Genomic DNA, 22,876 nt, shown 5'->3' on the forward strand with positions numbered 1-22,876 from the left:
TCGTAGCGGACAACCAACGGGCAGGTTCCGGGCTCTCCCTCTCCGAGCCACGCCATCGATCGGAGACCACTGCATGCGCCCACGCACAGGGAACAGGTATGCACTACTGCGGCACGCGGCCCTGGGCACAGCAGTGGCCACGGGGTTGTTGGCCGTATCGGCGTGCGGCAGCGCGAGCACACCATCCGACGCCGCGCACGCTTCGCGCCCGGCCGGGGAACGTCCGGCAACCTCGCCCGCCTTCAGTAAGGCTTACGTGGCGGGATACGACCAAGGCGAGAAGCTGTATGACGCGGGGGGCAAGGGTGCCGCGATCCGCGAGGTCGTGTGGGGCGGCTGTGCCCGCCAGGCCCTTGGCGCAGGCTCCGTGGCCGACCAGGACCGCGGCGCCTGGGTGAAAGGCTGCCAGGACGGGGTCACCCACTCCCCTCGGCGTCCTCCGAGCCATCACCTGACCAAGCGGACGGCGAATCCGCGGCTCCTCAAGGACTTCCGGGCCTGGGCGCGGGCCGAGGGCGATACCGCGGCCGCCCGCCGTGCCGGCCGGGTCTTCACCGTCGAACTCACAGGCCCCGAGTACGACGTGGAAGTGTCCACCGACCACACCTCACGGAAAGCGGCCGCGGAGTTCGCAGACACCTTCGCGGAGTGGTGGGACGGAGACGACGGCCCCGGGGTGGCGAGAAGCCTCGTCGTTCTCGACCCGCAGCAGCGGCGCATCGCCACCATGCGCCTGCGGTGAAGACCCTCATCCGGGACAACCGCCCGCCGACCTCGCTCGATCAACTCCCGGATCCGACAAAGGAAATACAAAAAGGCCGGTTCCATGAACAGCGCCTCACCGGCAATGATGATCAGCCGAGCGGGGGCGCTGCAGACCCCCGAGGATCGCCGCCCGGCGGCTACGGATGTGTCTTGGGGGACGCATGAAGCGCATAGGGGTCTACCTCGCACACCCGCGACCCGGCAGTTTCAACCACGCCGTGTTCGATGCCGTGGTGCAACAGCTGCGCGACTGCGGGTGCCAGGTCCTCGCGCATGACCTCTGCGCCGAGGGCTTCGCGCCAGGGCTGTCCGCCGACGAGACGGAGACGGTCCAGTCGGCCACCGGCACCCACGATGCGCAGGTGGCGCTGCATCGGACCGAGGTGTCCACGCTCGACGCCTTGGTGTTCGTCCACCCGAATTGGTGGGGCATGCCACCCGCTGTCCTCGCCGGTTGGGTACAGCGGGTACTCGCGCCCGGCGTCGCCTACAAACTGGGTACCGCGGAGGGGGAGCCCGAAGGGCTGCTGAAAGCCGGCCGGGCCCTCATCCTGAATACCTCCGACACTCCCGCCGATCGCGAGGAGGGCGAGTTCGGGGACCCGCTGCAAAGGATCTGGGCGGCATGCGTGCTGCCGTACGTCGGAGTGACCGACGTACGCCGGGCCGTCTTCCGTACGGTCACCGACTCCTCCGAGGAAGCACGCGCATCCTGGTTGGGTCAGGCACGACAGCACGCCGCCGCGCTCGTGATCTGACCTCTACCCCTCCCCTGCCTCATGGGTCCTGACCGGCGAGGCTCCGGCATGCATGCGTACGACCAGTCCCTGGGCATGCTCAAGCATGCTGTTTAATTGCAAAGCACTCGCAATAGCTTTCGATCTTCATTAGGGGTTGGGCATGACGGTCCGGTCCATACGGGCAGTGGCCGCCGCGGCGGTGGCGGGCGCCATGACGCTCACGGCGGCGGGGTGTTCGACGCCGGACGACGGCCGAGGCCGGGCCGCCGGCGGCAAGGACTCCGCCGTCGTCGGAATCGCGTACGAGCCGGAGTCGCTCAGCCCGCTCCTGGGCTACGGCAAGGACGGCAACTCCAAGATCTTCGACGGGTTGCTCACCCACGACGCCGAGATGAAGCTCAGGCCCGCGCTGGCCGCTGCGCTGCCCAAGGTCACCGATGGCGGGAAGACCTACACCTTCACGCTGCGCAAGGGCGTGAAGTTCAGCGACGGCAAGCCCTTCACCGCCGAGGACGTGGCCTTCACCTACGAGACGATCCTCGACAAGAAGACCAACAACGCCTCCAAGACCGAGCTGGACGCGATCAGGACGGTGGAGAAGAAGGGCGACCACACCGTCGTCTTCCATCTCAAGTACCCGTACGCGCCGTTCGCCGAGCGCACCGTGCTGCCCATCGCCCCCCAGCACATCGCGGGCAAACAGGACGTGAACCACGGCCCCTTCACCACCAAACCGGTCGGCACCGGCCCCTACGTCCTCACCAACTGGTCCAAGGGCGAGAAGCTCACCTTCAAGGCCAACCCCTCCTACTGGGGCGGCGCACCGAAGGTGAAGAAGTTCACCATGTCGATCATCAAGGACGACGACATACGGGCCACACGGCTGCGCTCCGGGGATCTCGACGGCGCGATCCTGCCGCCGAATCTCGCCGCCACGTTCAAGGACGAGCCGGGCAAGAAGACCCTGACGGCGAAGACCTTCGACTACCGGAACGTCACTCTGCCCAGCGCCAACCCCGTCACCGGCGACCGCGCCGTACGCCGGGCACTGGACGTCGCGGTCGACCGGGAGGCGATGGTCAAGGGCATCCTGAACGGTGCCGGCAAGCCCGCCCACGGACCGGTACCCACCGACAGCCCGTGGTTCGCCAAGGGCACCGAACGCCCCCACGACCTGAAGAAAGCCGAGCGGATCCTCGACGCCGCCGGCTGGAGGAAGGGCGACGACGGCGTCCGGGAGAAGGACGGGCAGCGCGCCTCCTTCACCCTCTGGTACCTCTCCGGCGACAAGCTCCGTCAGGAACACGCACTCGCCTTCGCCTCCGACGCCAAGAAGGCCGGCATCGAAGCCAAGGTCGAGTCGGGCACCTGGGAGGCCATCGAGCCGAACATGAAGCGCGACGCGGTGCTCGCGGGCGGCGGCAGCCCGGCCGACCCCGACTTCGACCAGTACCTGTTGCTGCACTCCTCCCTCGCCGGTGACGGCTTCAACAACATGTCCCGGTACGCCGACAAGACCGTCGACGACAAGCTCGTCCAGGCCCGTCGCACCAACGACGACGGCAAACGCAAGGCCGCCTACGACGCCATTCAGAAGACGCTCGTCGACGACCCCGCCTACACCTTCCTGACGCACATCGACCACGTCTACGTGCTCAGCGACCGCTGGAAGTCCCTGTCCACACAGATCGAGCCGCACGATCACGGTCTCGCCTCGGGCCCCTGGTGGAACGTAGAGGACTGGCAGCCCGCCAAGTGAGTGCCCTGACAGCTCTGCCCTGGCGGCCGATGGCACGGATGACGGCACGGCGGGCGCTGCTCGCCGTGCCCGTCCTCCTCGCCGTCACCCTCGGGGTGTTCGCGATCGCCGCCGCCTCGCCCTTCGACCCGGTGAGGGCGTACGCGGGCACCGCAGGACTGACCGCGTCCCAGGAGAACCTCGACCAGATCCGGCACAACCTGGGCTATGACCAGCCGCTGCTCGCACGCTGGTGGGAGTGGCTGAGCAACGCTCTCTCCGGAGACCTCGGCGATTCCGCGACGCTGCGCGCACCGGTCTCGCAGGTCGTCGGCGAACGCCTGGGCTGGTCCGTGCTGTTGTGCGCCCTCGCCTTCGCCCTCGCGGTAGTCCTCGGCACCGTGCTGGGCGTGCTCGCGGCCCGGCGGCGGGGTTCGCTGCTCGACCGTGCCGTCACCGCCACCGCGTACGTTCTCGAAGCGGCCCCGCCGTTCTGGCTCGGCCTGCTCGCAGTCTGGCTGTTCGCCCTCAAGCTCGGTGTGCTGCCGGCCGGCGGACTGACCGACACCGGCAGCGAGGTCGCGACCTTCGGGCAGATCGCCGGGCATGTCGTGCTGCCCGCGCTGGTGCTGGCCGTATCCCAGCTCCCCTGGTTCGTGCTGTACGTACGCCAGGGTGTCGGGGATGCCCTGGAGGAGGATCCGGTGCGCGGGGCGCGGGCGCGCGGCCTGCGCGAGCGCACCGTGTTGCTCCAGCACGCGCTGCGCTCCGGTCTGCTGCCGGTCCTGACCCTGATCGGTTCACGGGTGCCGGAGCTCATCACCGGCGCGCTGCTGGTCGAGACCGTCTTCAGCTGGCCGGGCATCGCCGCGGCCACCGTCGAGGCGGCGACCGCCGTGGATTTCCCGCTGCTCGCCACACTGACCGTTCTCGCCACCGCCGCCGTCCTCGCCGGAAACCTGCTCTCCGACCTGCTGTACGGACTCGCCGACCCGAGGGTGGCCTTCGATGGCTGACATCCTCCAAGGCACCGGGGCCGGCGGGCCGTCGGGCCACAGGGCCTGGCACGCGCGTGACGCGAAGGCCGCCGGTGGAGTCGGCAGTCGCACCGTACGAGTGCGGGTCTCCGCCACGCTGGTGGTGCTCATCGTCCTCGCGGCGCTGGTCGTACCGCTGTTGGTCCCACTCGACCGGCAGGCCGTGGACCTGGCCGTCAAACTGCGGGCCCCGTCCCTGGCACACCCCTTCGGTACCGACGAGGTCGGCCGTGATCTGCTGCTGCGCTGTGTCTACGGGCTGCGTGTCTCGCTGCTCGTCGGCGTGGTCGCGGCCCTGGCCGCCACCGTCATCGGTACCGCCGTCGGAGCGCTCGCCGGAACCCTGGGCGGCTGGGCCGACCGGGCCGTGATGCGCGTGGTGGACCTGTTCTCCTCCGTGCCGCATCTCCTGCTCGGCATCTTCATCGTGGCGATGTTCCGTCCCGGCGTCGGGCCGGTGATCGTCTCCGTGGCACTGACCCACTGGCTTTCCACCGCGCGGATCGTACGGGCCGAGGTGCTCTCGCTGCGCTCCCGTCCCTTCATCGACGCGGCGGTCTCCGGCGGTGCGTCGCGGTGGCGGGTAGCGGTCCGTCATGTGCTGCCCGGGGTGCTGCCGCAGGCCGGGCTCGCCGCGGTGCTGATGGTGCCGCACGCCATCTGGCACGAGTCCGCGCTGTCGTTCCTGGGCCTCGGACTGCCCGCCCACGAGGCCAGTCTGGGCAATATGGTCAATTCCGCGCGCAGCTCGCTGCTGGCCGGCGACTGGTGGCCCACGCTCTTCCCCGGCCTGTTCATCATCGTCCCCACCCTCGCCATCGCGGGCCTGGCCGGCGCCTGGCGCGAGCGGCTCAACCCGCGCCGCCGATCGGAGCTGATGCTGTGAACGCGCCCGCGGACACCGAGCCCCTGGCGCGTACCGAGAGCCCGGAGCCCGTGCTCTCGATACGCGGGCTGTCCGTCCGCTTCCGGATGCGAGGTGGCCGGCACATCGCCGCCGTCAGTGACGCGGCATTCGACCTCACGCCCGGGGAGTGCCTGGCCTTGGTCGGGGAGAGCGGCTGCGGCAAGTCCGTGCTCGCGTCCGCGCTGCTCGGGCTGTTGCCCGGCAACGCGCAGACCGCGGGCTCGGCCTTGCTGGGCAGCACCGGCCCGACCGCGGCGGAGGCGACGGTGGACCTGCTCACCGCCACCGAGCGGCAGCTCGCCGGCACACTGCGCGGCCGCCGTGTCGGCCTCATACCACAGAGCCCCGCGGCCCACCTCACGCCCGTCCGCACCGTACGCGCCCAATTGGAGGAGACGGTGCGCGAGGTGACGCGCACGCCCCGCGCCGGACTGCGTGCCGCCGCGGAGCGCGCGGCCGGACGCGCGTCGCTTCCGCTCGACCACTTGGACCGCTACCCGCACCAGCTCTCCGGCGGTCTCGCGCAACGAGCGGCCACCGCACTATCACTCGTCGGGAACGCCCCCCTGCTGCTGGCCGACGAGCCCACCACGGGGCTCGACCGCGAGCTCGTCCACAGCACCGTCGATGAGCTCCGTCGACACGTGGACGACGGCCGCGCCCTGCTGATGATCACCCATGATCTGGCGGCGGCCGAGCGCATCGCCGACCGGGTCGCTGTCATGTACGCCGGCCGGATCGTCGAACTGGCCGATGCCGGGGCCTTCTTCGGCAAGCCCGGCCCCCGACATCCGTACGCCAGGGGCCTGCTCGACGCCCTTCCGGAGCGGGCCTTCCGGCCCATCCCCGGTAACCCGCCCGAGCTGGGCGCTCTCCCGGCCGGCTGCGCCTTCGCCGCCCGCTGCGACCGCGCCACCGATGCCTGCGACACCCTGCCCGAGCAGACCGGCGGTACCGCGTGCCACCACCCCGTCGTCGACGTACCCGAGGGGCGCGAGCAACCCGGAGTCGTCCGCGCGGCCGCCCAGCAGACGCACACCCGCCCACCCCTGGCAGGAGGGCCGCAGTGCTCGAACTAGCCGACATCACCGCCGGATACGAGCGGAGGAAACCCGTGGTCAGCGGAGTGTCCCTGACCGTCGCCGCGGGGGAATCCGTCGGCCTGCTGGGGCCCAGCGGCTGCGGCAAGTCGACGCTGGCGCGGGTCGCCGCACTGCTGCACCGGCCGGAGACCGGGACGGTGACGCTGGACGGGGAGCTTGCCGGTGGCTGGCGGCACCGGGCACCGCGCCGACAGCGCACTGCGTACGGCGTGGTCTTCCAGCAGCCCCGCCTCGCCGCCGATCCACGCCTTCGGCTGGCCGACCTCATCGCGGAGCCGCTGCGCGCGGCCGGCCGCCGCGCCGAAGCCCCGGCACGGGTAACGGAGTTGGCGCAGGCCGTCGGCCTCACGGACGAGCTGCTGCTGCGCCGCCCGCACGAGGTCAGTGACGGCCAATTGCAGCGCGCGTGTCTGGCCCGCGCGCTGGTGCTGCGGCCGCGCTGGCTGATCTGCGACGAGATGACCGCGATGCTCGACGCCTCCACGACCGCTGCGCTGGTGGCGGTGGTGGAGACCTACCGGGCGGAGAGCGGCGCCGGGCTGCTCGCGGTCGGGCACGACCGAACACTGCTGGAGCGGTGGTGCGACCGGACCACTCACTGGGACGACCTCACCTGCCGCACGCCCGCCTAGGTTGTGTCCGCAAAGTCCCTTCGTCCGCCCGGAGGGCGGGGCTCGCGGTGTCTGGTGCACTGCACTCGCTGCGCTCGCTCCGTCTCCGCTCCTCATTCAGCCGGTGGATGCCGAGCGCCCTCGCAAGGCGGAGGGCCTTCCCGGTACTGGGCGTACCGGGAAGATCCTGACAACGCAGCGGGGTGCGTGCCAGGCGCCGCGAGCCAGAAGGGACTTTGCGGACACAACCTAGGCCGTTTCGATCGGATCTTTTGTTCTCGCCCGTCAGCACGCCGCCGGCTCGGACTGTCAGTGCCCGTCGCTACGGTGCCCCTCATGACCGACACCACTTTTTGGACCTGCCCACCCGACCGAGAAGTTCGGGGGCATGGCGATGACTACACCCTCACTCTCCTCCTTCCCCCCTTCCCCGCGGGCACCGTGAACTTTTCTCCCCACGACTCGGAAAAAGCCCGCCACTTCGCCGAAAACTTCGACACCGTCGACGAGATCCTGGAAGAGCTACCCCCCGTCTCCGCGGGCGAGCACCTGGCTCTGAAGACGCGGGCGGACCTGGACATCATCAAGGTGGGCTGCTGGGGCGACGTCATCTCCATAACCGACCCGGCCCTGGCGGATAGCGTCGGCGATTTGCCACTGCTCGGGGCATCCACCACTCTCCGCAGGCGTTACCCCGACGCCTGGATCGTCGGATCGGCCAACGTCGACTGCGGCGAAGACCACACCGAGGACACCATCCAGCTTCCCGACGGTTTGATGCTGCACGCCGAAGGCTGGCCTGGCGTGGAGCAGTTGGAAGTCACCGGCGACCCTCAGGCCGTGGTGCGCGCCCTCGACATCAGCTCCCAGACCCTCGCCGAGGAAGCGATCGACCTGGACGAGGAGTCCGATGAAATCGACTGGCGGGCCCTGGGCCGGCTGGCGCTCGGACCCGGCGACCCCTGGGGCCGCGCGGACCTCCGGATGTCCGTCTTCCGCGTCCGCCACACCAGCAGCTCCACGTTCCGGATGGAAGAGTCCTGGTTCTTTTAAGCGGTAACGATCCAGAGGCCGGCTCCAGGTCGCCCACGTGTTTTGGCCGCCCACTCCAAGCCGCAGCCTGATCAACCCGCCGAAATCTCCGCAGACACAGCACTAGCCTCGGCCGCGGATCATCGACAACAGCAGACCGTGAGTCTCGGCGTCCGAGGCCACTACGAGCCCACGGCCTGCCTGCCCGATGGGAGCGCCGTCGACTCCGGTGACGACGCAACCCGCGGCCTGGCACAAAGCGATGCCGGCGGCGAAGTGCACGCTCTCGGCCAGATCACCGCCGTCGGTAACGTATGCGGCACGCCTACCGGCCGCGACCCAGGCCAACGCCAGCGTCGTGGACACGACCCGCGGCCGGAACCGCTCGACGAAGCCAGGGTGAGCGAGCAGATCCACAGCCCTGAACCCAGGCGCGCTCGGAAAGGGCGGATCCAGGTTCACGTCCACCAGCTGGGTGGTCGCCGTCGGCACCAGCTGTGTGTCGCCCCCGTCGCGGCGGACCCAAGCCGTCTCACCGTCGGTGAAGAACACCTCGCCGCTGAACGGATCGGCCACCGCGGCCGGACCGTTGCGCAGTGCCACGTTGACGGCCACCAGCATGTTCCCGACGGCATAGTTGAGGGTGCCGCACAAGGGGTCAACCAACCACTGGCGCACGGCGTCGGCCGCACCCTGCTGCCCGCCCTCCTCGCCGTGCACCGCATCCTCAGGCCGCGCAGCACGGATGACGCCGAGGATCGCTCCCTCAGCCGCCACGTCGGCATCAGTGGCGAAGTCCCCGGCGCCTTTGTCGATGCGGGCAAGCCGCAGTCCGTACCTGGCGCGCACGACCTCCGCCCCGGCACGTACCGCAGCTACCGCAACCTCAGCATCTTCAAGGCTCGCATGTGAGTTGACCACGGCGTGCAGAGTATCGAGGGCGCATCCCCCGCCGTGGGCGGAGCCAACCGACAGGCGCCACGCCGCCGCGCTCGCCAACCCGGTGAACCTGTGTCATCACAGCACTAGCCGAGCCAGACGATGTCGATGACGTACAGGCGGCCGGCGGGCCGGTTGATCCAGTAGACGGCCGTGAGCTGTCCGACCGAGGCCGCTCGGACGTCCTCGCCTTCGGGGTCCCGGCTGTCGAAGGGCGGGAAGCTCCATGGGTCGCGGGCGGCGATGTCCAGGACGTCTCGGAGCGTCTCGCGGGCGTGTCCGGGCAGCGAGTCCAGCGCGGTCAGTGCCTGCGGGGACAGCCGCGCCTGCCAGAGGGCGTCGCTCATGGGCGGGACCCGAGCGCGTCCTCCAGGGCGATCCCGTCGGAATCGTCCTTCCCGCAGGCGACGAACGCGTCGACGGCCGGGGCGGCGGAGAGGCGGGCCTGCCAGGTGCGGACGACGTCGTGCAGGGGGGTGAGGCTGTAGCTGTGGCGGGAGTCCTCCAGCGCCTTGGCCCAGTCCTGCTCGAAGGCCGGCCCCCACTGTGGGGCGCGGCGGTCGGCGCGGATCCGGGCGAGCAGCTGCGCGGCCGCGGTCGGAGCGGGGGCGGGCGACGGGACGGGCGCATACTCGGGCTGGGTGGTCATGGGCTCCTCCAGACGGTGCTCCTTGCCACGGTAGCCGTCGGCGCACGGACTGATGAGGGCTTCGGACGTGCTGATCCCGTCGCGGGTGACGGGTCGCGCGCGACCGGCCGGCCCCGGGCCCGATCCGGGGCATGCACGAGCGCGAAAGACCCGGGGCGCCGGTTCAGTTGAGGATCTTGAACAACGATGTCCAGAGGATCAAGAACCCCAGTGAACTCGCCAGTGCCACATACACGCGACGCATCTGGTCCCGCCGCCACGCCCGGACGATGACATAGAGCCCCAGATACGTGCTGATCAGGTTCAGCACCGCCAGCCAGAGCAGCCCCACATTCCGTGTCGCGACATAGAGGAAGATCCATGGCGATACCACGCCGAAGAAGAGCAAAGCGTTCCTGTGCCAGGTGTACTGACTCGGCGTAGGACCCTCGCGGGGAATCGGATCTCCCATATCGGGAAGCTCTGGCATCGTCATGCTGTTCCTTCGCGCTTTACCGGTTGAGGCTTTACCTCTCACGCCGCTCCGTGCCCGGCTTCGGCCGCCTCAACTGTCACCACAGCAACCATCCCCAGGAGACAGCACAACCTACGGCGGTTGTCGGGAAGTTCAGGTCCCGTCGGCTCATCACCTGCCGAAACGGAACGCTGTCAGTGGGCACCCCTACAGTAACGGCATGACCCCTGAGACTCAGCCGCAGAGCTCCCCACAGCATCTGCTGCAAAACTGGATCGGCGGCCTTCCGTATCAGCTGCTGCTTCTGGAGAAGGTGATCCTTCCCGACGATTTCCCCTTCGACTACTCCCCCAGATCGCTCGACACCCTGGAGACGCATCTGCTCGACCGCCACGACTCCCTCCAAGACCCCGATAAGCGAGCGGAGTTCGTGGCAAGTGCGACGGCATATCTCGGCGAGATATTGCTCGGCATCGCGGGCGGCTCCTGGGGATGGAACGCCCGGCCGGTCGACGATCTCCCGGGGCAGCCTGTCGTCTGCCCCGACCCGGAATTGGAACTCTCCCCCGTCGCACCGATGCTGCTGATCTCGTACGCCCTCCGGGTCCGTACCGGGACCGCGTTCGCCGAGGAGATCGAACGGCTGCGGCAGGCCGTGACGGCGCGACGACAGGCAGTCCCGGGGTGGAACCCGCTCAAGGAGCACACCCCGAGCGTGGACCCCAAGGAACCGCTTCCGGAGCATCCGGCGCTGACGGCCTGGCTGGCCGAGCGGGAGGAGGCGCTCAAGGCCTGGGCCGAGAACGCGTTCGAGGGAGCGTGGCGGTGGAATTTCCACCCCGACACACTGGACTGGCTGGAAGCCGTCGTGCGGCGCCGATTCGCCACGGTGGAGGAATTCGACGCTTCGCGAGACGAGCCGTTCGTGCAGGGCGCCTGCTGGTATATGGGCGAGGTGATCCGGCGGAACAAGGGCGCGGTGTGGCAGTACATCCCGTTCACCCCTGACGCCGAGCCCGGGTCCCCGGGGTCCAGGGAGAGCGTGTGGACCGAGGTCCCGTTCGTGGATCAGCCGGACAAGCGGGTCGGGGGCGCGGCGGTCCCACTGGGCTGCCTGCGTGAGCTTCTCCTTGAGAAAGAGATGGACGAGGAGCAGGAGGAGGGCCTGTGGGACACACTGTTCTGGTTCAGGCCGTCCTCGTATGCGTACGTGGGAGCAGTCCTCCAGCGGATGGACATGGTGACGCGGGAAAAGGTCGACAGCGTTCTCGCGAGATACGCCGAGTGGGCACACGAGGAGTTGCCGCCCCATGAAGTGCCCGACGCGCTCCAAGCGTTCGGTGTGGCGGTCTCGGCGCACGCGGACGATGTCGACTGCCTGGAGGAGAGCTACGCGGGCATCCTGGAGGAGGCAGCGGCACTCACCGACGGCGCGGTCACCATTACCGACGTCCGGCTGCGGGAGGACGAGGAGGAGGGCGAGATTCTGGAATTCGCGCGCAACGGCGTCCTGGTCACCCAACAGACCGACCATCAGTCGGACGAGTACCTCGACCAACTGGCGATCATGGACTTCATAGGCCACGTCGACCCCGACCCGGGAGACGACCCCCGCCGGTTCTACGTAGCCGACTACGTCCGCCTCAAGGACGCCAACTACGACAACTACTTCGTCTTCGCCTCGCCGGAACAGGCAACCGCGCTGGAGAAGCAACTCGGCCTGCAACTGCACTGAGCGAACCGAGCGGATCGGTGATCGGCCCCGGCGCGGGGTGGGGCCGATCACCCCAGCGGGCTCTACGGGACCGGGTGGGACGAGTCCAGGCCGGAGGCCCGGGAAGAGGCCGGCAAGCGGCCGCAAGAGTCAGCCCCACGATCGCGGCTCCCTCGCAGGGTTTCGACGAGCCAGGCGTACACCGGGATCAGGCCCGGTAGCACCTGCCAGCCGTTGACGATCCACACCAGCCGCCAGTAGCGGTCCACGCGCGAATCATGGGCTTCCGCGAACTGCTCGGCCATCCACTCCCGGAATTCCGCGTCGGGGGCGCGCATGAAAACTTCGGCGAATCGCCGCACGACATCGTCGACGATGGGCGTGGCCTCCTCACCGAGCGGGTCGATCCCCGATTCCGCGACCTCGGCGAGCTTGTGTCGGGTGAAGGCCATCAGATCGCTGCCCGCCCGGGTCTCGATGTCGAGCGTCCGCTGAGCGGCGTGGTGGCCGGCCGTCCGGCGCATACGGGCGCGGAAGTCCTCGTCACCGACCATCTCGGCCAGCTCCACCCACGCAGCGACCTGCTCGGTGGACGGATCGTCGGGGAGGTCAGGAGTGGCGGCGCGCACCATGGCCACCACAGCCGGGTCGGCACCTGACGTGCCGAAGGTGCCGTCCACGAAATCGTCGACAAGACGTCGGCGTTCGTCGCCGGACAACTGCGTAAGCCTGTGCATGAGCTTGGTCTCCTCGGGACTGGACCCGCTTTTGGCCACGACTCGCAGCACACTTCGACGCAGTTGCAGCATCCGGATCTGGACGTTCACGGCATCGGCATGCGCAGCGGCGACTTCCGCCATCGAGAGTTCGCGCTTCAGCACCCGCTGGACCGTGGCGAGGTCGATACCCAGCTCGCGCAGCGTGCGGACGAGGTCCAGACGAAGCAGTGCGTCGAGGTCGTAGAGTCGATAACCTGCGGGACTTCGATCGGTCGGTGCCACCACCCCCGAATCGGAGTAGAACCGGATCGTCCGCACCGACAAACCGGTCCGCCGGGAGAGTTCCCCGATCGAGAAGAGCGTTGTACCGTCCATGCCGCCATCCTGTGGTCTCCAGTCGGTGGAGACTCAAGGCCGGCCGCCGTTTCGGTGGCGCGAGTTGGGGCCGAACGCTGCTGCAGCAAGCCTTACCAGGGAGCGGAGGACCGAAGGGTGCAGCCGTAGGGCCGGGAACCGAACCGGAAGCGGACTTCGTCGTGTAGATCATGATCAAGACAACCAGCCTGACCGTTGACCAGCTCGCCGACGCCTGGAAGCACATCTACGGCACGTCCCCTGCGGACGAAGCGGACCCGCTCGTCCTGGAATGCGCCCGCAGGCTCGCCGCCGACCCGGGCGGGGAACAGGCCCGTGCGTGGGTTTCCGGGCTGGTGGCGATGTCGGGCTACCTCGCCTGGCGTCCCGGTGAGGAGGCCGAGCGCGCCGCCCTCGACGCCCTGAGCGCCGCGGTGAAGGCGCTGGGAGACCGGCCCTGTTCGCACGCCGATCACCCCTACGAGGCCGAGATGGACTCGTTGGAGGACGAGGTCTGGGCGGGCGACACCGGGCTGCTCACCGGCCAACTCGCGGCGCAGGACGATGACGCCGATGCCGACCGGGTGCTGTGCCCGCGCAATATCGCGGGATGGGCTCGTCTCGCGGCGGACGTGATCGCCCCGTTCACCGTCCGCCGTGTCCCTGTGGGAGCACCGAAATACCACGACAGCTGCATGAGGACTCTCTCGGGGATCGTGAACGACTATCCCTACGGCGATCCACATGACGACCTCATCGACGAGGCGGCCGCTCTTCCCACCCGGCCCACCCGCGGGGTGCTGGCCGGCTACCTCGTGACCATGAACGCGACCTGTTGGTACGCGACGTCGGAGAGGATCACGGACCGCTCGGTCCTGGACGCGATGCTCAAGGGCATCGAGGCCGCCGTTCCGCTGCTCGGCGACGAACGGTGCACCCACGACCCCGATGAACACCCCGACACCGCCGACTCGGACCATGCGAACCGGATCGGCTACCTCCTGCGCAGCCCGGGTGGCCGGGCCGAGATTGCCGAGTCCTACGGCTGGGACGAGGAAGAAGAGGAGGACCCGGAGGACGATCCCCTCGACGCCTGGGTGTGTCCCGCCTTCCTCCACGACCTCGCGGAGGAGACGATCGCCGAGCTCGAGGACGGCCTGGAGTCGTACGAGACGGCAGAGGCAGAGGGTGACGAGCCCGGCGGGGACGACGGCGGGCGCGCTTGATCGCTACCCCGGACGACCGGGGGCACTGTGTGCTCGACAGCGGGAGCGCCCCCGCCACCGCCTGGCCTGACCCATCGACAGCTCCTCGCGGTATGAGAGGGAGGAGCAGCAATCGTTTTCACGTTCGTAACGTTCCGTATTCATAAGATACTTGACCGTAGTCGTCAGCAAAAGGTTGACTCTTGATCCCCATCGCCGATGTGAGAGCGTGCCCCTTGACTGATGACCTGCTCACACCGCTCGACCTGGCGTTCTGGTGCCTCGAATCCCCTGAGCACCCGATGCACCTGGGCGCGCTCGGCGTTTTCACCGCCGACTCGGTCACGGCCGCGCAGCACGCGGCCGAACTGCTCGCCGCCCGCTCCGCCGCCGTGCCGGGGCTGCGCATGAGAATCCGCGGGGTCTGGGTGCCGGTTGGCGGCGCCGTTCGCGAGGCCGCGCAGGACTTCTCCCCCCAGGACCACGTCCATCTGGCTCCCGCCACTACGGACTACCACGGTGCAGCAGGCAAGCTGATGGAGCGTCCCCTCGCGCGGGAGCGGCCACCGTGGGAGGCCCATGTGCTGCCTCACTCCGATGGCACGTCCTTCGCGGTGCTGTTCAAGTTCCATCACGCGCTCGCCGACGGACTGCGGGCCCTGACCCTCGCGGCCGGCCTCATGGATCCGCCCCCCGCCTCCCCGACCCCCGCGGCCAGGAAAGCACGCGCCGCCGAGCGTGCTCCGGAGCCGACGCGGGGCTGGAAGCTGCCCAACCCGTTCGACCTGCCCGGTGTCGTACGCCGCCGCATGGGTGAAGCCGGGCGAGCCCTCGATATCGGCGCCGCCGTCGTCGGCGCCAACTGGGACGTACGCACCTCACCGGCGCTCACCGCACCCCCCACCGGCACCCGCCGCACCGCGGGCGTCGTCCTCGACCTCGACGATGTGCACCGCATCCGCAAGAAGGCCGGCGGCACGGTCAACGACGTGCTCCTGGCCGTCGTCGCAGGGGCCCTGCGCCGCTGGCTCGACGAGCGCGGCGACGGCAGCGAGGGAGTCGCACCCCGTGCCCTGATCCCGGTCTCGCGGCGCCGCCCGCGTACCAGCCACCCGCAGGGCAACCAGCTCTCCGGCTATCTGATCCGCCTGCCCGTGGGCGACCCCGACCCGCTGGGCCGGCTGCGGACGGTACGTACCGCGATGGACCGCAACAAGGACGCCGGTACCCAACGAGGCGCGGGCGCGATCGCCCTGCTCGCCGACCATGTGGCACCCCTCGGGCACCGGCTCGGCGGGCCCGTCATGGCGCAGGCGGCCCGGCTCCTCTTTGACGTACTGGTCACCAGCGTGCCGCTGCCCAGCCTCGGCCTGAAGCTGGCCGGATGCCCACTGATCGAGGTCTACCCCTTCGCCCCGCTCGCCCAGGGGCAGTCCCTCGCCGTGGCCATCTCGACGTACCGCGGACACGTCCACTACGGGCTCGTCGCCGACGGCGAGGCCATCCCTGACCTCGGGCGGCTCGCGCGCGCCCTGCAGGACGAGATCACCGAACTCACGGCGGCCGCCGCTGAGTGAGGATCCTCGCCCAAGGGACGACCGCCGCCACGTCCGGCCGGGATTTTGGGGAGCGCCACCTCCGGGCCGGACCGCGGAGGTGACGGGATCAATCGCTGCGCTCCCCGGCGGCGGAACGGCGGGCCTCGCGCCGGCCTGCGTAGCGTTCCTTTCGGTTCTCGCCCCTGGCCATCTGCTGCCGCTCCTTGACGCAGGCGCGGTTACTGCATCCGGAACAGCAGGTACGGCGGAACAGCAGTGCGCCAGGGTGTTCCCACCGGCAGCGGGTGTCCGGCTCCTCCTCCGTCGGATTCGGCGGCAGATCGCAGGCGCCGTGGCGGTGGTCGTGGACCGGCCGGGGGTGGTGCTCCGCGTAGCGCACCCACAACGGCTTCGTCCTGTCCGTACGGGACATCTCGTTCCTTCCGGAACCGCCGCCCGAAATTCCGGAACTTCCGGGCGGGCGGCTGGGTTCGCCCTTTCATGGCGACACGCTCCTTCCACCTGTCTGCGGCAACGCCGCACCCGTCCGGGCAGATCCGTACGATCTAGCACGCACGATCTACCGGCCGCCGGCGTCCGGCGCGTTCCCCTTCGCGGTACCTGCCGCCCGGTTGCGACCGCGACCCAGTAGCGCGCTTCCGGCGACCACCAGGCCGATGGCGACAACCTTCGCGGCGCCGTAGTAGCCACCCGCCAAGTTCTCCGGAGTGCCGGGCAGTCGGAGGAACACCCAGGCTGCCGCGAGACCTCCGAAGGCGATCAGCGCGACGGCCCCGAGCGTGCCGATCTCCGCCCACCAGGGTCCGGGGCCGTAACTCCGCTCGTCGGCCTGTTCAACGTCCTTGTCGGTCACGGTCGGTCTCCTGAGTGTGTGGGGGCTGTTGCGAAGGAGGATGAGGTCACGGTGCCGACGGTTCACCCAACCGCTGTTTCTGTTGGGCCGGTCGAGTCCGAACCAGCCGCAGGAGCTGCCGAACTACCGCAATTCGAGGAGGAGTTCGCGCTCTCCGAACTCCATCTCAGCAGTTCCGCTGCCCGGCCGTGCTGTACGGCGGCACCCGCGAACCCAAGGCGAGACCTCCGTTACTCATCAGCAGTTGGCCATTGATCCACTGCCCCTGGGGCGAGCACAGGAAGTCAACAAGGTGCGCAGTGTCCTGTGGCGTGCCGAGGCGGCCCAGCGGTGTCTGACGGACGCAGTGTGCCCGCACCTCGTCGGGCATCCAGCCCGTGTCCACAGGACCAGGGTTGATGACGTTGGCGGTGGCGCCGAGGTGGGCGAGTTCCTGGGCTGCGGCCAGGGTGATGCGGTCGAGGGCGGCTTTGCTCGCGCCGTAGGGAAGGTTGCCGACGGTGTGGTCACTGGTGAGGCTGATGATCCGCCCCGTTCCGAACGGGCCACGGAAGCGCCTCCCGTACTCACGGATCAGCAGCCAGGTGGCCCGAGCGTTGACGGCGAAGTGCCGGTCGAAGCTCTCGACGGTGGTGTCGAGCAGGCCGGAGTCCACCGACTCGCAGTGGCACATCACCAGAGCGGTGACCCCGCCGATCCGGCTCTCGGCAGCGTCGAAGATCGACGCTGGGGCGTCCTGATCAGCGAGATCAGCCTCGATCGCGGCGGTGGCAGCGCCCTGCACGGCCACGGATCCGTCGATCGCATCCGTCGCCCCCGGCTCGACACCCCAGGCCATGCGCGCGTCGTACGCAGGCCAGTAGGTGAAGGCGATGTCCCAGCCCGACGAGGCCAGTTGACGGGCGATACCCGCACCGATGCCGGCAGTGCGGCCTACGCCGGTGACCAGCGCCAGCGGACGAGAACGCTCGGATGGGTGCGGGCCAGCGCCATCACCCCGAACCTGATCAGCGGGCAGACTCATAGGAGCGGATCCTCCTGGATCGACCGACGGTCCGCCAATGGATTTCGGGTCGCCCGCCCCCGCGGATCGCGCGTAAGCGCTGGTCGCCGTCGAGGTAGCCGGGGCTCGTGGGCTGGGCGCAACTATCGGTCAGCGGCTAAGTAGCTGCTTCTGATACCCGGTTCTGAGTAGGTTTGAGTCCGTCGCTGACGTGGTGTCCATGGGCACCGGGCGAGCCGGGAAGAGGAGTTGTCGGGCTTGTGGCGAACGGCTGAGGCCGGGTGCCCGGCCCGATGCGGTGTTCTGCTCTTCGGCATGTCGTGCCTGGCAGTGGCGTACGGACCGGCGGTTGCGCAAGCGCTTGGCCATGCGGGACGGTGTGGGCGAGGTCGAGTGTCCTAAGTGCGGGGTCCGGTGGGTGGTCGGCGTGGATCGGCGGTCGAACGCCCTCTACTGCTCGCGCCGGCGTGTGGTGAGGGCCTGGAGATGCCGGAAGGAAACGTTCGGCGAACGTGCACAGCGACCGCATCGCGAACGCACCTGGAGCCTAACTTCGTTCAGAGTCAGGTCACTTGCGGTCATTCGTTGTGCTCACTGGATTTATGGTCTGACTCTCGGTAATGAGCGGGATCGTGTCCACATCACGGGGTGTCAGTTCCGTGCCCGGCCCGCAATGGATGGTGAAAGCCATGCCCGAGGAGATCGACAACGTCGGAAACGTCAGCCAGTCCCGCTACGAGCAGATCGTGGCCGAACTGCGGCAAGTCGTCGAACAGCAGACCCAGGGCCCAGTTCACGATCGGTGACCGGGCTCTGGAGATCGAGCCGGCCAGGTCTCGCGGCTTCCTCAGATGCCGCGGATACGCGACCAGTTTCAGAGACACGGGGGCTCCGGGGCCAGCCCGGTACGGGTGCTGGCCCACGGCCTGCTCGCGACTCGCGCCGCCGACCGGCAGTAGCACGACGGCGACAACCACTGGACCCGGCCGCAGACCGGTGAAGCTGAAGCTTTGCAGGGAGCAGATTCCGGCCTGAGCCTCGACCGCCGCCGCGCCGGGAGTATCCCCAACAGAAAGGCTCCGGCAAGGGCCTTGACGTGGCCGGAACGAACGGCGCCGCCGGTGCCCTGATCCGCGCGCCGGCCGGCGTTATCGCCCTCGTGACCTGGCGGGTAGTCCCCATCGACTGGCTCCCGGTCAACGACGAGGCCGCGTCCCGCATTCCGGGACCGGCCTGCGCAGGAACCGGAGGGTGGCAGAATTACGGCGGAGTCCGGGGGCGTTCAATGCCCCCTTTGATCCCGCAGCGGGTATACGTCCTGTCTACGGTCGTGGCGAGTTGGTGTGGAAATCGCCAATAAGGGGGGGAGCATGGTCAGCCGCATCGGCGTAGACAGGTGCTTAAAACGCCGGAGACTGCCGTCGTGCTGCGAGACGAGCCCCCCCCACCTCATCGCGCCCGCAAAACCAGAAAGCATCACATATGGGTCAGCAATTCAAAGTCGATACGGATCAACTCACTCAATTCGGCAACTCGTTGACGCACGCTCACACGGCCCTCAACGAGGCTCGCGAGGCTCTTGCGCACGTGCGGACCGGGCAGATCGGCACCAAAGAACTGGACGAAGCCTGCGACAATTTCAATATGCGCTGGCATCACGGTGCCAAAGAGCTCGGTGAGCGCGTCAAGGAAATATCGAAGGGTGTCCTGGCGAACCGGGACAACTACCTCGAAATCGAGAAGGCCCTCGATGCGGCGTTCAAGAAGCAGGGAGGCACCCACTGATGGCCGTCGCTGATCCGTACCCGCACCTCGGCTGGAACCCTGTCCCCGGCGAACTCGGGGAAATCCAGGCTCTCGCCTCCAAGATCAAGAAGTCTGCCGACGCCCTCGACGACGCCCATCAACGCATCAAGCGGCTCCTCGGCGAGAGCGACCAATGGCAGGGTGACGCAGCCAAGGCATTCCGCGAGGCCCTGGACGGCGATCTCCCGACCTACCTGATGAACGCCAACCACTCGTTGCGCAAGGCACTGAAGCAGCTGGACAACTGGCACGACGACCTGAACGGTTACCAGGAGACGGCCCAGAAGTACGACGACGCCGCGCGAGAGAAGAAGACCGCCCTCACGGCCGCGAAGTCCCACCACGAAGCAGCCAAGAGCAACCCGGACCTCAAGCTGGCCCACCAGCACTTCGAAAGCAAGGAGGCGCTCGACGCGGCACAGGCACGTCTGGACAGCGCCGGCAAGGAGCTGACGAACGCCGGCAAGGCAGTCGACAACGCCCAGGACGCCCTGGACGACATCATCAAGAAGGCGCACGAGCTGGAGTCCACCCACAGGGACCAGTCCTCGGTCGTCGCCAAGGGCCTCAACGATGCCACCGACAAGCTCGCCCCCAAGGAGCCGGGCTGGCTCAGTAAGGCCCTCAGCTCGATCGGGGAAGCACTCAAAGACCTCGGCTCATGGCTCAAGGAACACGCCGGGACCATCGGCGCGATTGCCGGCCTCCTGGCACTCATACCCGGCCCCTGGTCACCAGCCCTGCTGGCGGTCTCCGTTCTGTGCAGTGCCGTCCAGTTGGGCAACGACATCCAGGGCGGCGCGCTGAAGGACCTGGCGCAATGGCCTCCCAACATGAAAACGCTGGGCGCCGCCACCTCGATCGGCGGTGACGTGCTCGGCGTGCTGCCCGGCGTCGGCGTAGCCGCCCGCGCCGCCTCGGGAACCATCAAGGGCGCCAAGGCTGCCGCCGCGGCCGGAAAGGCGCTCTCGGCGACCGAGACGGCGGCCCAGTTCGGCAAGAACGCCGTCAAGGTCACCAGCCGTGTGGCTCATAGTGGCGCGTCTGGTGCCGGCGCCATGGAGCGGGGTCTTGCGGGAGGGGGCGCAGGCACCACCCTGTACGCCGACCTCGTGGAGCACAAGGTGATCGGTGAGAACGACACCCGCGACAATGCCAACCAGGTCGGCAACAGCGCCTCCACCTTCAACAAGCCGGCCTACAGCGGTGCGGTGGATGTCGCGAACGACGTCAAGAACCTGGCGACGGCGGTGTTCAAGTGACGGCGAACGATCCGTTCGGCTCGGTGGTGGCATCCGCGCCGCCGCAGGAGCCCGCCGCCGAGATGTGGTTCTGGCCGCCCGAGGGGTACTTCCCCTTCCCCCTGGAGGACTGGCAGGAGCCACTGGGGAAAATCTGGGAGGCCCTCCGGGAGATCCCCGGGACCGCCCAGGCCGATCCTTCCCCCCTTCAGCTGCTGGAGCTCTTCGGAGGCATCCTGGGCATGCTGGAGAGGCAGGACGTCATCCATCTCTCCATCGGCGCCCACCCGGAGGAGGACGGCTCCGCCTTCATGCTGTCCGTCCTGACGGTGTCGGAACAACCGCTCGGGGTGGCCAGGCCCGCCCTGGCCCTTGCCGGGGCGCTCGAGGCCCTGGGCACGGGCGGCGCCACTCAAGCGAACATGGTTGACCTGCCCTGCGGGCCGGCTCTGCTCACCGACGGCGTGGAACGCGCTCCGGCACCGCCCGCCCGTGACGGGACAGACCCCGACGACGCCGAGGACTCCGTCTGGCGCGGCACCGTACTGATCCCCAGCCCCACCGGTTCGTCGGTTTACCTCATGCAGCTCACCACGGCCGCCCTTGCACATGCGGCCGAGTACCGGGAGATTTTGCTGGCCATGGCTCACACCGTTACGTTCGATTCCCCGGACGGGCCGAGCCCGGTCGAGGATCCGGCCGCCATCCGGCGACAAGAAGTCGAGGAACACACGCGGAAGGCATTCGGATGAGCCTGAATCGCTTGCCGGCCGACGGCCCGCAGATACCGCCGATTCCGGGGAATGCCCTGGACGATCCGCGGATGCAGGAGATCTGCCGATCCCTGCGCATACGGGTGTGGACACGCCTGGTGCCGGCGATCCTGATCGCCGCCGCCGTCGGCGTACTCGCCGCCATCGGCTCCCGCCCGGCTCAAATTGCCGCGATTTTCGTGGCAATCGGCTGTTTCGTGATGATGCAGATCGCCATCAGCAATGCCTTGTGGCTGCGGCGCATCGAACGCGTTCTCCAGGTCTACCCCTGGGAGCAGCGCCCCGGAGTCCAACGCCTCGATACCAACGAGCGACGGCCCCGGAGCCCCCATGTCGTCAAGGTCTCCCGGGGCTCCGGCGGATGGTCCGCGGAGATGGTCATGAGCCCGGTCCTCGGCCACCGCACGTGGGAAGCGGACATGTCCGAGGCCATCTGGTTCGCGGGCGACGAACGCTTCGGCGGAGTGGTCGCCATTCCCGGTGGCCGGGCCCCGATGTTCACCAAGCCCCGGCAATGGGACCAGCTGGAAGCCCGCAGGGCAAAGGCCGGCGCCGATGAGGTGGGCCGCGCCCGGCGAGCCGGGCTCGACGGGAAGAAGTGGTAGGAGGCTTCATCGGCCCGCCGCTCTGTATCGCGCTCGCGCCTGCGGGCAATGCCGGATGCAGGCCTGGGCGGCATCGCACCCCAGGGTGACCCGCTGCCTGCCTGCGGCATGCGGCAGGCGGCAGGCGGCAGGCGGCAGGCGGCAGGCGGCAGGCGGCTGACCGACGTCCGGGACCACCCGCACGATACGCAACACGCGACAGTGGGCTCGGCACACGTCTACGGGTGAGCCGGACCGTGGCCGGCGGCGCTCCCAGAAGAACGAGCAGGATATGCGGGAGGCGCGCCCCACTCCGGGGCGCGCCTCCCGCACCATGTTGGCCACCGTCATTGCCCGGGCCTGGCCCGGCCACCACGACGTGACCAGCCAAAGGGGCGCCGGCCCCGGTCACCGTCCACCCTGACGCGGGCGCGACACGCCGGGGCAGAGCGTGAATCACGGGTGCTCGAAGCACCCGGCAGCGGCGCGCAACTACCCCTCAATGCAAGGGGTGTTCGAGGTGCACCCGAGGTGTTCGGCTACGGCGTTTCCGTAACGCCCTTCCGTGACGCCCGCCGCTGACGACAGGCCCGCACCCGGCAACGGTCCGAGCAGCACACCGCTGCCCTGGACCGCTCCACTCCCACCGTCTACGACTTGCCGCAAACCGGACACTCCGTCTGCACTCCCGCTGCATGCGATAACCCGCACACGGCTCCGCTGACGCCTCCGCCAGAGCCTTGACCCGCACCGCCCCCAACAGAACACCGCCTGCGCCGCCATTGTCTGCGGCAGCGGATCACCACACTTCCCGGCAGTACCGCAGAGCCGTCTCGCCAACCCCCACACACCAGATCACCCAGCCGTACACGCCTCTCGGCCAGGGATCAAAAACACCTAATAACGGTTCGGCCAGCGAAGGCCCGAAGCGCCGGCTTCACGCCGCGGGCGCTTCTGCCGTCACTCCGCGAGCCCGGCGCCGTCCCCCACGGCCCTCACAAATCCGCGTCGTCGCACCCATTGACCCCACCGGGTTCATCAACTTAGCCTCCATCCTCATACATAGACGCCGTCTACATATAGGGATCGC

General features: G+C 68.8%; 23 protein-coding genes and 1 pseudogene. 16 read left to right on the forward strand and 8 right to left on the reverse strand.

All coding sequences use genetic code 11. The features are described from left to right. Positions 1–256: 256 nt before the first annotated feature. From ACH4FH_RS12845 to ACH4FH_RS12880, 8 genes are all read left to right on the forward strand, one after another. The gene (locus ACH4FH_RS12845; RefSeq protein ID WP_398555829.1) at positions 257–742 is read left to right on the forward strand and encodes a hypothetical protein; all 486 of its coding nucleotides are present in this window, start codon (positions 257–259) and stop codon (positions 740–742) included. Between the two features lie 184 nt (positions 743–926). After that, a complete protein-coding gene (locus tag ACH4FH_RS12850; protein WP_398555830.1) occupies positions 927–1,523 on the forward strand; it encodes an NAD(P)H-dependent oxidoreductase in 597 nt (198 codons plus the stop codon). Between the two features lie 142 nt (positions 1,524–1,665). Beyond that, positions 1,666–3,264, forward strand: a complete 1,599-nt coding sequence (locus ACH4FH_RS12855) for an ABC transporter substrate-binding protein (RefSeq protein ID WP_398555831.1) — start codon at positions 1,666–1,668, stop codon at positions 3,262–3,264. A gap of 38 nt (positions 3,265–3,302) precedes the next feature. Then, positions 3,303–4,259: an ABC transporter permease gene (locus tag ACH4FH_RS12860; protein WP_398556067.1), complete on the forward strand. Its 957-nt coding sequence runs from the start codon at positions 3,303–3,305 to the stop codon at positions 4,257–4,259. Then, positions 4,252–5,166 (forward strand): ABC transporter permease, encoded by a 915-nt coding sequence (locus ACH4FH_RS12865; RefSeq protein ID WP_398555832.1) that lies wholly within the window; start codon positions 4,252–4,254, stop codon positions 5,164–5,166. Before ACH4FH_RS12860 ends, ACH4FH_RS12865 begins: the two co-directional genes overlap by 8 nt. An 86-nt stretch (positions 5,167–5,252) precedes the next feature. Continuing rightward, entirely contained in the window at positions 5,253–6,266 is a 1,014-nt protein-coding gene (locus ACH4FH_RS12870; RefSeq protein WP_398556068.1) for an ABC transporter ATP-binding protein, read from the forward strand. Beyond that, positions 6,254–6,922, forward strand: a complete 669-nt coding sequence (locus ACH4FH_RS12875; RefSeq protein WP_398555833.1) for an ABC transporter ATP-binding protein — start codon at positions 6,254–6,256, stop codon at positions 6,920–6,922. The genes ACH4FH_RS12870 and ACH4FH_RS12875 overlap by 13 nt, the downstream gene beginning before the upstream one ends. Positions 6,923–7,237: 315 nt before the next feature. Next, complete coding sequence (locus ACH4FH_RS12880; RefSeq protein ID WP_398555834.1) at positions 7,238–7,954, forward strand: DUF6333 family protein; 717 nt, start codon at positions 7,238–7,240, stop codon at positions 7,952–7,954. 102 nt (positions 7,955–8,056) lie between these two features. Here ACH4FH_RS12880 and ACH4FH_RS12885 read toward each other — a convergent pair whose 3' ends face one another. The 4 genes from ACH4FH_RS12885 to ACH4FH_RS12900 all read right to left on the reverse strand — a co-directional run bounded on the left by ACH4FH_RS12885 (position 8,057) and on the right by ACH4FH_RS12900 (position 9,996). Next, on the reverse strand, positions 8,057–8,854 hold the full coding sequence (locus tag ACH4FH_RS12885) for an inositol monophosphatase family protein (protein ID WP_398556069.1): 798 nt from the start codon (positions 8,852–8,854) through the stop codon (positions 8,057–8,059). Between the two features lie 104 nt (positions 8,855–8,958). After that, positions 8,959–9,219 (reverse strand): hypothetical protein, encoded by a 261-nt coding sequence (locus tag ACH4FH_RS12890; RefSeq protein WP_398555835.1) that lies wholly within the window; start codon positions 9,217–9,219, stop codon positions 8,959–8,961. Beyond that, positions 9,216–9,521 (reverse strand): DUF6247 family protein, encoded by a 306-nt coding sequence (locus tag ACH4FH_RS12895; protein WP_398555836.1) that lies wholly within the window; start codon positions 9,519–9,521, stop codon positions 9,216–9,218. The genes ACH4FH_RS12890 and ACH4FH_RS12895 overlap by 4 nt, the downstream gene beginning before the upstream one ends. A gap of 163 nt (positions 9,522–9,684) precedes the next feature. Then, complete coding sequence (locus ACH4FH_RS12900) at positions 9,685–9,996, reverse strand: hypothetical protein (RefSeq protein WP_398555837.1); 312 nt, start codon at positions 9,994–9,996, stop codon at positions 9,685–9,687. Between the two features lie 199 nt (positions 9,997–10,195). Between ACH4FH_RS12900 and ACH4FH_RS12905 the strand changes: the two genes are divergently transcribed. Further along, entirely contained in the window at positions 10,196–11,710 is a 1,515-nt protein-coding gene (locus tag ACH4FH_RS12905; protein WP_398555838.1) for a hypothetical protein, read from the forward strand. Positions 11,711–11,772: 62 nt separating this feature from the next. Here ACH4FH_RS12905 and ACH4FH_RS12910 read toward each other — a convergent pair whose 3' ends face one another. After that, positions 11,773–12,783 carry a MerR family transcriptional regulator gene (locus ACH4FH_RS12910; protein ID WP_398555839.1) on the reverse strand — a complete coding sequence of 337 codons (1,011 nt, stop codon included), beginning with the start codon at positions 12,781–12,783 and terminating at the stop codon, positions 11,773–11,775. 170 nt (positions 12,784–12,953) lie between these two features. Between ACH4FH_RS12910 and ACH4FH_RS12915 the strand changes: the two genes are divergently transcribed. Both ACH4FH_RS12915 and ACH4FH_RS12920 read left to right on the forward strand, forming a co-directional pair. Beyond that, positions 12,954–13,988, forward strand: coding sequence for a hypothetical protein (locus ACH4FH_RS12915; RefSeq protein ID WP_398555840.1), 1,035 nt, complete (start codon positions 12,954–12,956; stop codon positions 13,986–13,988). Between the two features lie 215 nt (positions 13,989–14,203). Next, a complete protein-coding gene (locus ACH4FH_RS12920) occupies positions 14,204–15,544 on the forward strand; it encodes a wax ester/triacylglycerol synthase family O-acyltransferase (RefSeq protein WP_398555841.1) in 1,341 nt (446 codons plus the stop codon). Positions 15,545–15,632: 88 nt separating this feature from the next. Here ACH4FH_RS12920 and ACH4FH_RS12925 read toward each other — a convergent pair whose 3' ends face one another. The 3 genes from ACH4FH_RS12925 to ACH4FH_RS12935 form a co-directional block, all read right to left on the reverse strand. Beyond that, on the reverse strand, positions 15,633–15,938 hold the full coding sequence (locus ACH4FH_RS12925; protein ID WP_398555842.1) for a hypothetical protein: 306 nt from the start codon (positions 15,936–15,938) through the stop codon (positions 15,633–15,635). A 147-nt stretch (positions 15,939–16,085) separates the two neighbouring features. Next, a complete protein-coding gene (locus tag ACH4FH_RS12930) occupies positions 16,086–16,379 on the reverse strand; it encodes a hypothetical protein (protein ID WP_398555843.1) in 294 nt (97 codons plus the stop codon). A gap of 166 nt (positions 16,380–16,545) precedes the next feature. Next, on the reverse strand, positions 16,546–17,403 hold the full coding sequence (locus ACH4FH_RS12935) for an SDR family oxidoreductase (RefSeq protein WP_398555844.1): 858 nt from the start codon (positions 17,401–17,403) through the stop codon (positions 16,546–16,548). 668 nt (positions 17,404–18,071) lie between these two features. Between ACH4FH_RS12935 and ACH4FH_RS12940 the strand changes: the two are divergent. The 5 genes and pseudogenes from ACH4FH_RS12940 to ACH4FH_RS12960 form a co-directional block, all read left to right on the forward strand. After that, positions 18,072–18,225: pseudogene (locus ACH4FH_RS12940) on the forward strand (RacO protein); the annotation flags it as partial. 639 nt (positions 18,226–18,864) lie between these two features. Next, entirely contained in the window at positions 18,865–19,167 is a 303-nt protein-coding gene (locus ACH4FH_RS12945) for a hypothetical protein (protein WP_398555845.1), read from the forward strand. After that, entirely contained in the window at positions 19,167–20,450 is a 1,284-nt protein-coding gene (locus ACH4FH_RS12950) for a hypothetical protein (RefSeq protein WP_398555846.1), read from the forward strand. The genes ACH4FH_RS12945 and ACH4FH_RS12950 overlap by 1 nt, the downstream gene beginning before the upstream one ends. Beyond that, positions 20,447–21,181 (forward strand): hypothetical protein, encoded by a 735-nt coding sequence (locus ACH4FH_RS12955; RefSeq protein WP_398555847.1) that lies wholly within the window; start codon positions 20,447–20,449, stop codon positions 21,179–21,181. Before ACH4FH_RS12950 ends, ACH4FH_RS12955 begins: the two co-directional genes overlap by 4 nt. Further along, positions 21,178–21,807, forward strand: a complete 630-nt coding sequence (locus ACH4FH_RS12960) for a hypothetical protein (protein ID WP_398555848.1) — start codon at positions 21,178–21,180, stop codon at positions 21,805–21,807. The genes ACH4FH_RS12955 and ACH4FH_RS12960 overlap by 4 nt, the downstream gene beginning before the upstream one ends. Positions 21,808–22,876 lie beyond the last annotated feature (1,069 nt).

This window comes from Streptomyces sp. NPDC017993 (genome assembly GCF_044328065.1).
Lineage (GTDB): Bacteria > Actinomycetota > Actinomycetes > Streptomycetales > Streptomycetaceae > Streptomyces.

Coding starts and splice junctions, on each gene's coding strand:
- ACH4FH_RS12865 (WP_398555832.1), top strand. CDS start 4,252: ATGGCTGACATCCTCCAAGGCACCGGGGCCGGCGGGCCGTCGGGCCAC.
- ACH4FH_RS12925 (WP_398555842.1), bottom strand. CDS start 15,938: ATGTCCCGTACGGACAGGACGAAGCCGTTGTGGGTGCGCTACGCGGAG.
- ACH4FH_RS12860 (WP_398556067.1), top strand. CDS start 3,303: ATGACGGCACGGCGGGCGCTGCTCGCCGTGCCCGTCCTCCTCGCCGTC.
- ACH4FH_RS12945 (WP_398555845.1), top strand. CDS start 18,865: ATGGGTCAGCAATTCAAAGTCGATACGGATCAACTCACTCAATTCGGC.
- ACH4FH_RS12950 (WP_398555846.1), top strand. CDS start 19,167: ATGGCCGTCGCTGATCCGTACCCGCACCTCGGCTGGAACCCTGTCCCC.
- ACH4FH_RS12880 (WP_398555834.1), top strand. CDS start 7,238: ATGACCGACACCACTTTTTGGACCTGCCCACCCGACCGAGAAGTTCGG.
- ACH4FH_RS12905 (WP_398555838.1), top strand. CDS start 10,196: ATGACCCCTGAGACTCAGCCGCAGAGCTCCCCACAGCATCTGCTGCAA.
- ACH4FH_RS12895 (WP_398555836.1), bottom strand. CDS start 9,521: ATGACCACCCAGCCCGAGTATGCGCCCGTCCCGTCGCCCGCCCCCGCT.
- ACH4FH_RS12890 (WP_398555835.1), bottom strand. CDS start 9,219: ATGAGCGACGCCCTCTGGCAGGCGCGGCTGTCCCCGCAGGCACTGACC.
- ACH4FH_RS12850 (WP_398555830.1), top strand. CDS start 927: ATGAAGCGCATAGGGGTCTACCTCGCACACCCGCGACCCGGCAGTTTC.
- ACH4FH_RS12900 (WP_398555837.1), bottom strand. CDS start 9,996: ATGACGATGCCAGAGCTTCCCGATATGGGAGATCCGATTCCCCGCGAG.
- ACH4FH_RS12910 (WP_398555839.1), bottom strand. CDS start 12,783: ATGGACGGTACAACGCTCTTCTCGATCGGGGAACTCTCCCGGCGGACC.
- ACH4FH_RS12870 (WP_398556068.1), top strand. CDS start 5,253: ATGCGAGGTGGCCGGCACATCGCCGCCGTCAGTGACGCGGCATTCGAC.
- ACH4FH_RS12855 (WP_398555831.1), top strand. CDS start 1,666: ATGACGGTCCGGTCCATACGGGCAGTGGCCGCCGCGGCGGTGGCGGGC.
- ACH4FH_RS12935 (WP_398555844.1), bottom strand. CDS start 17,403: ATGAGTCTGCCCGCTGATCAGGTTCGGGGTGATGGCGCTGGCCCGCAC.
- ACH4FH_RS12960 (WP_398555848.1), top strand. CDS start 21,178: ATGAGCCTGAATCGCTTGCCGGCCGACGGCCCGCAGATACCGCCGATT.
- ACH4FH_RS12915 (WP_398555840.1), top strand. CDS start 12,954: ATGATCAAGACAACCAGCCTGACCGTTGACCAGCTCGCCGACGCCTGG.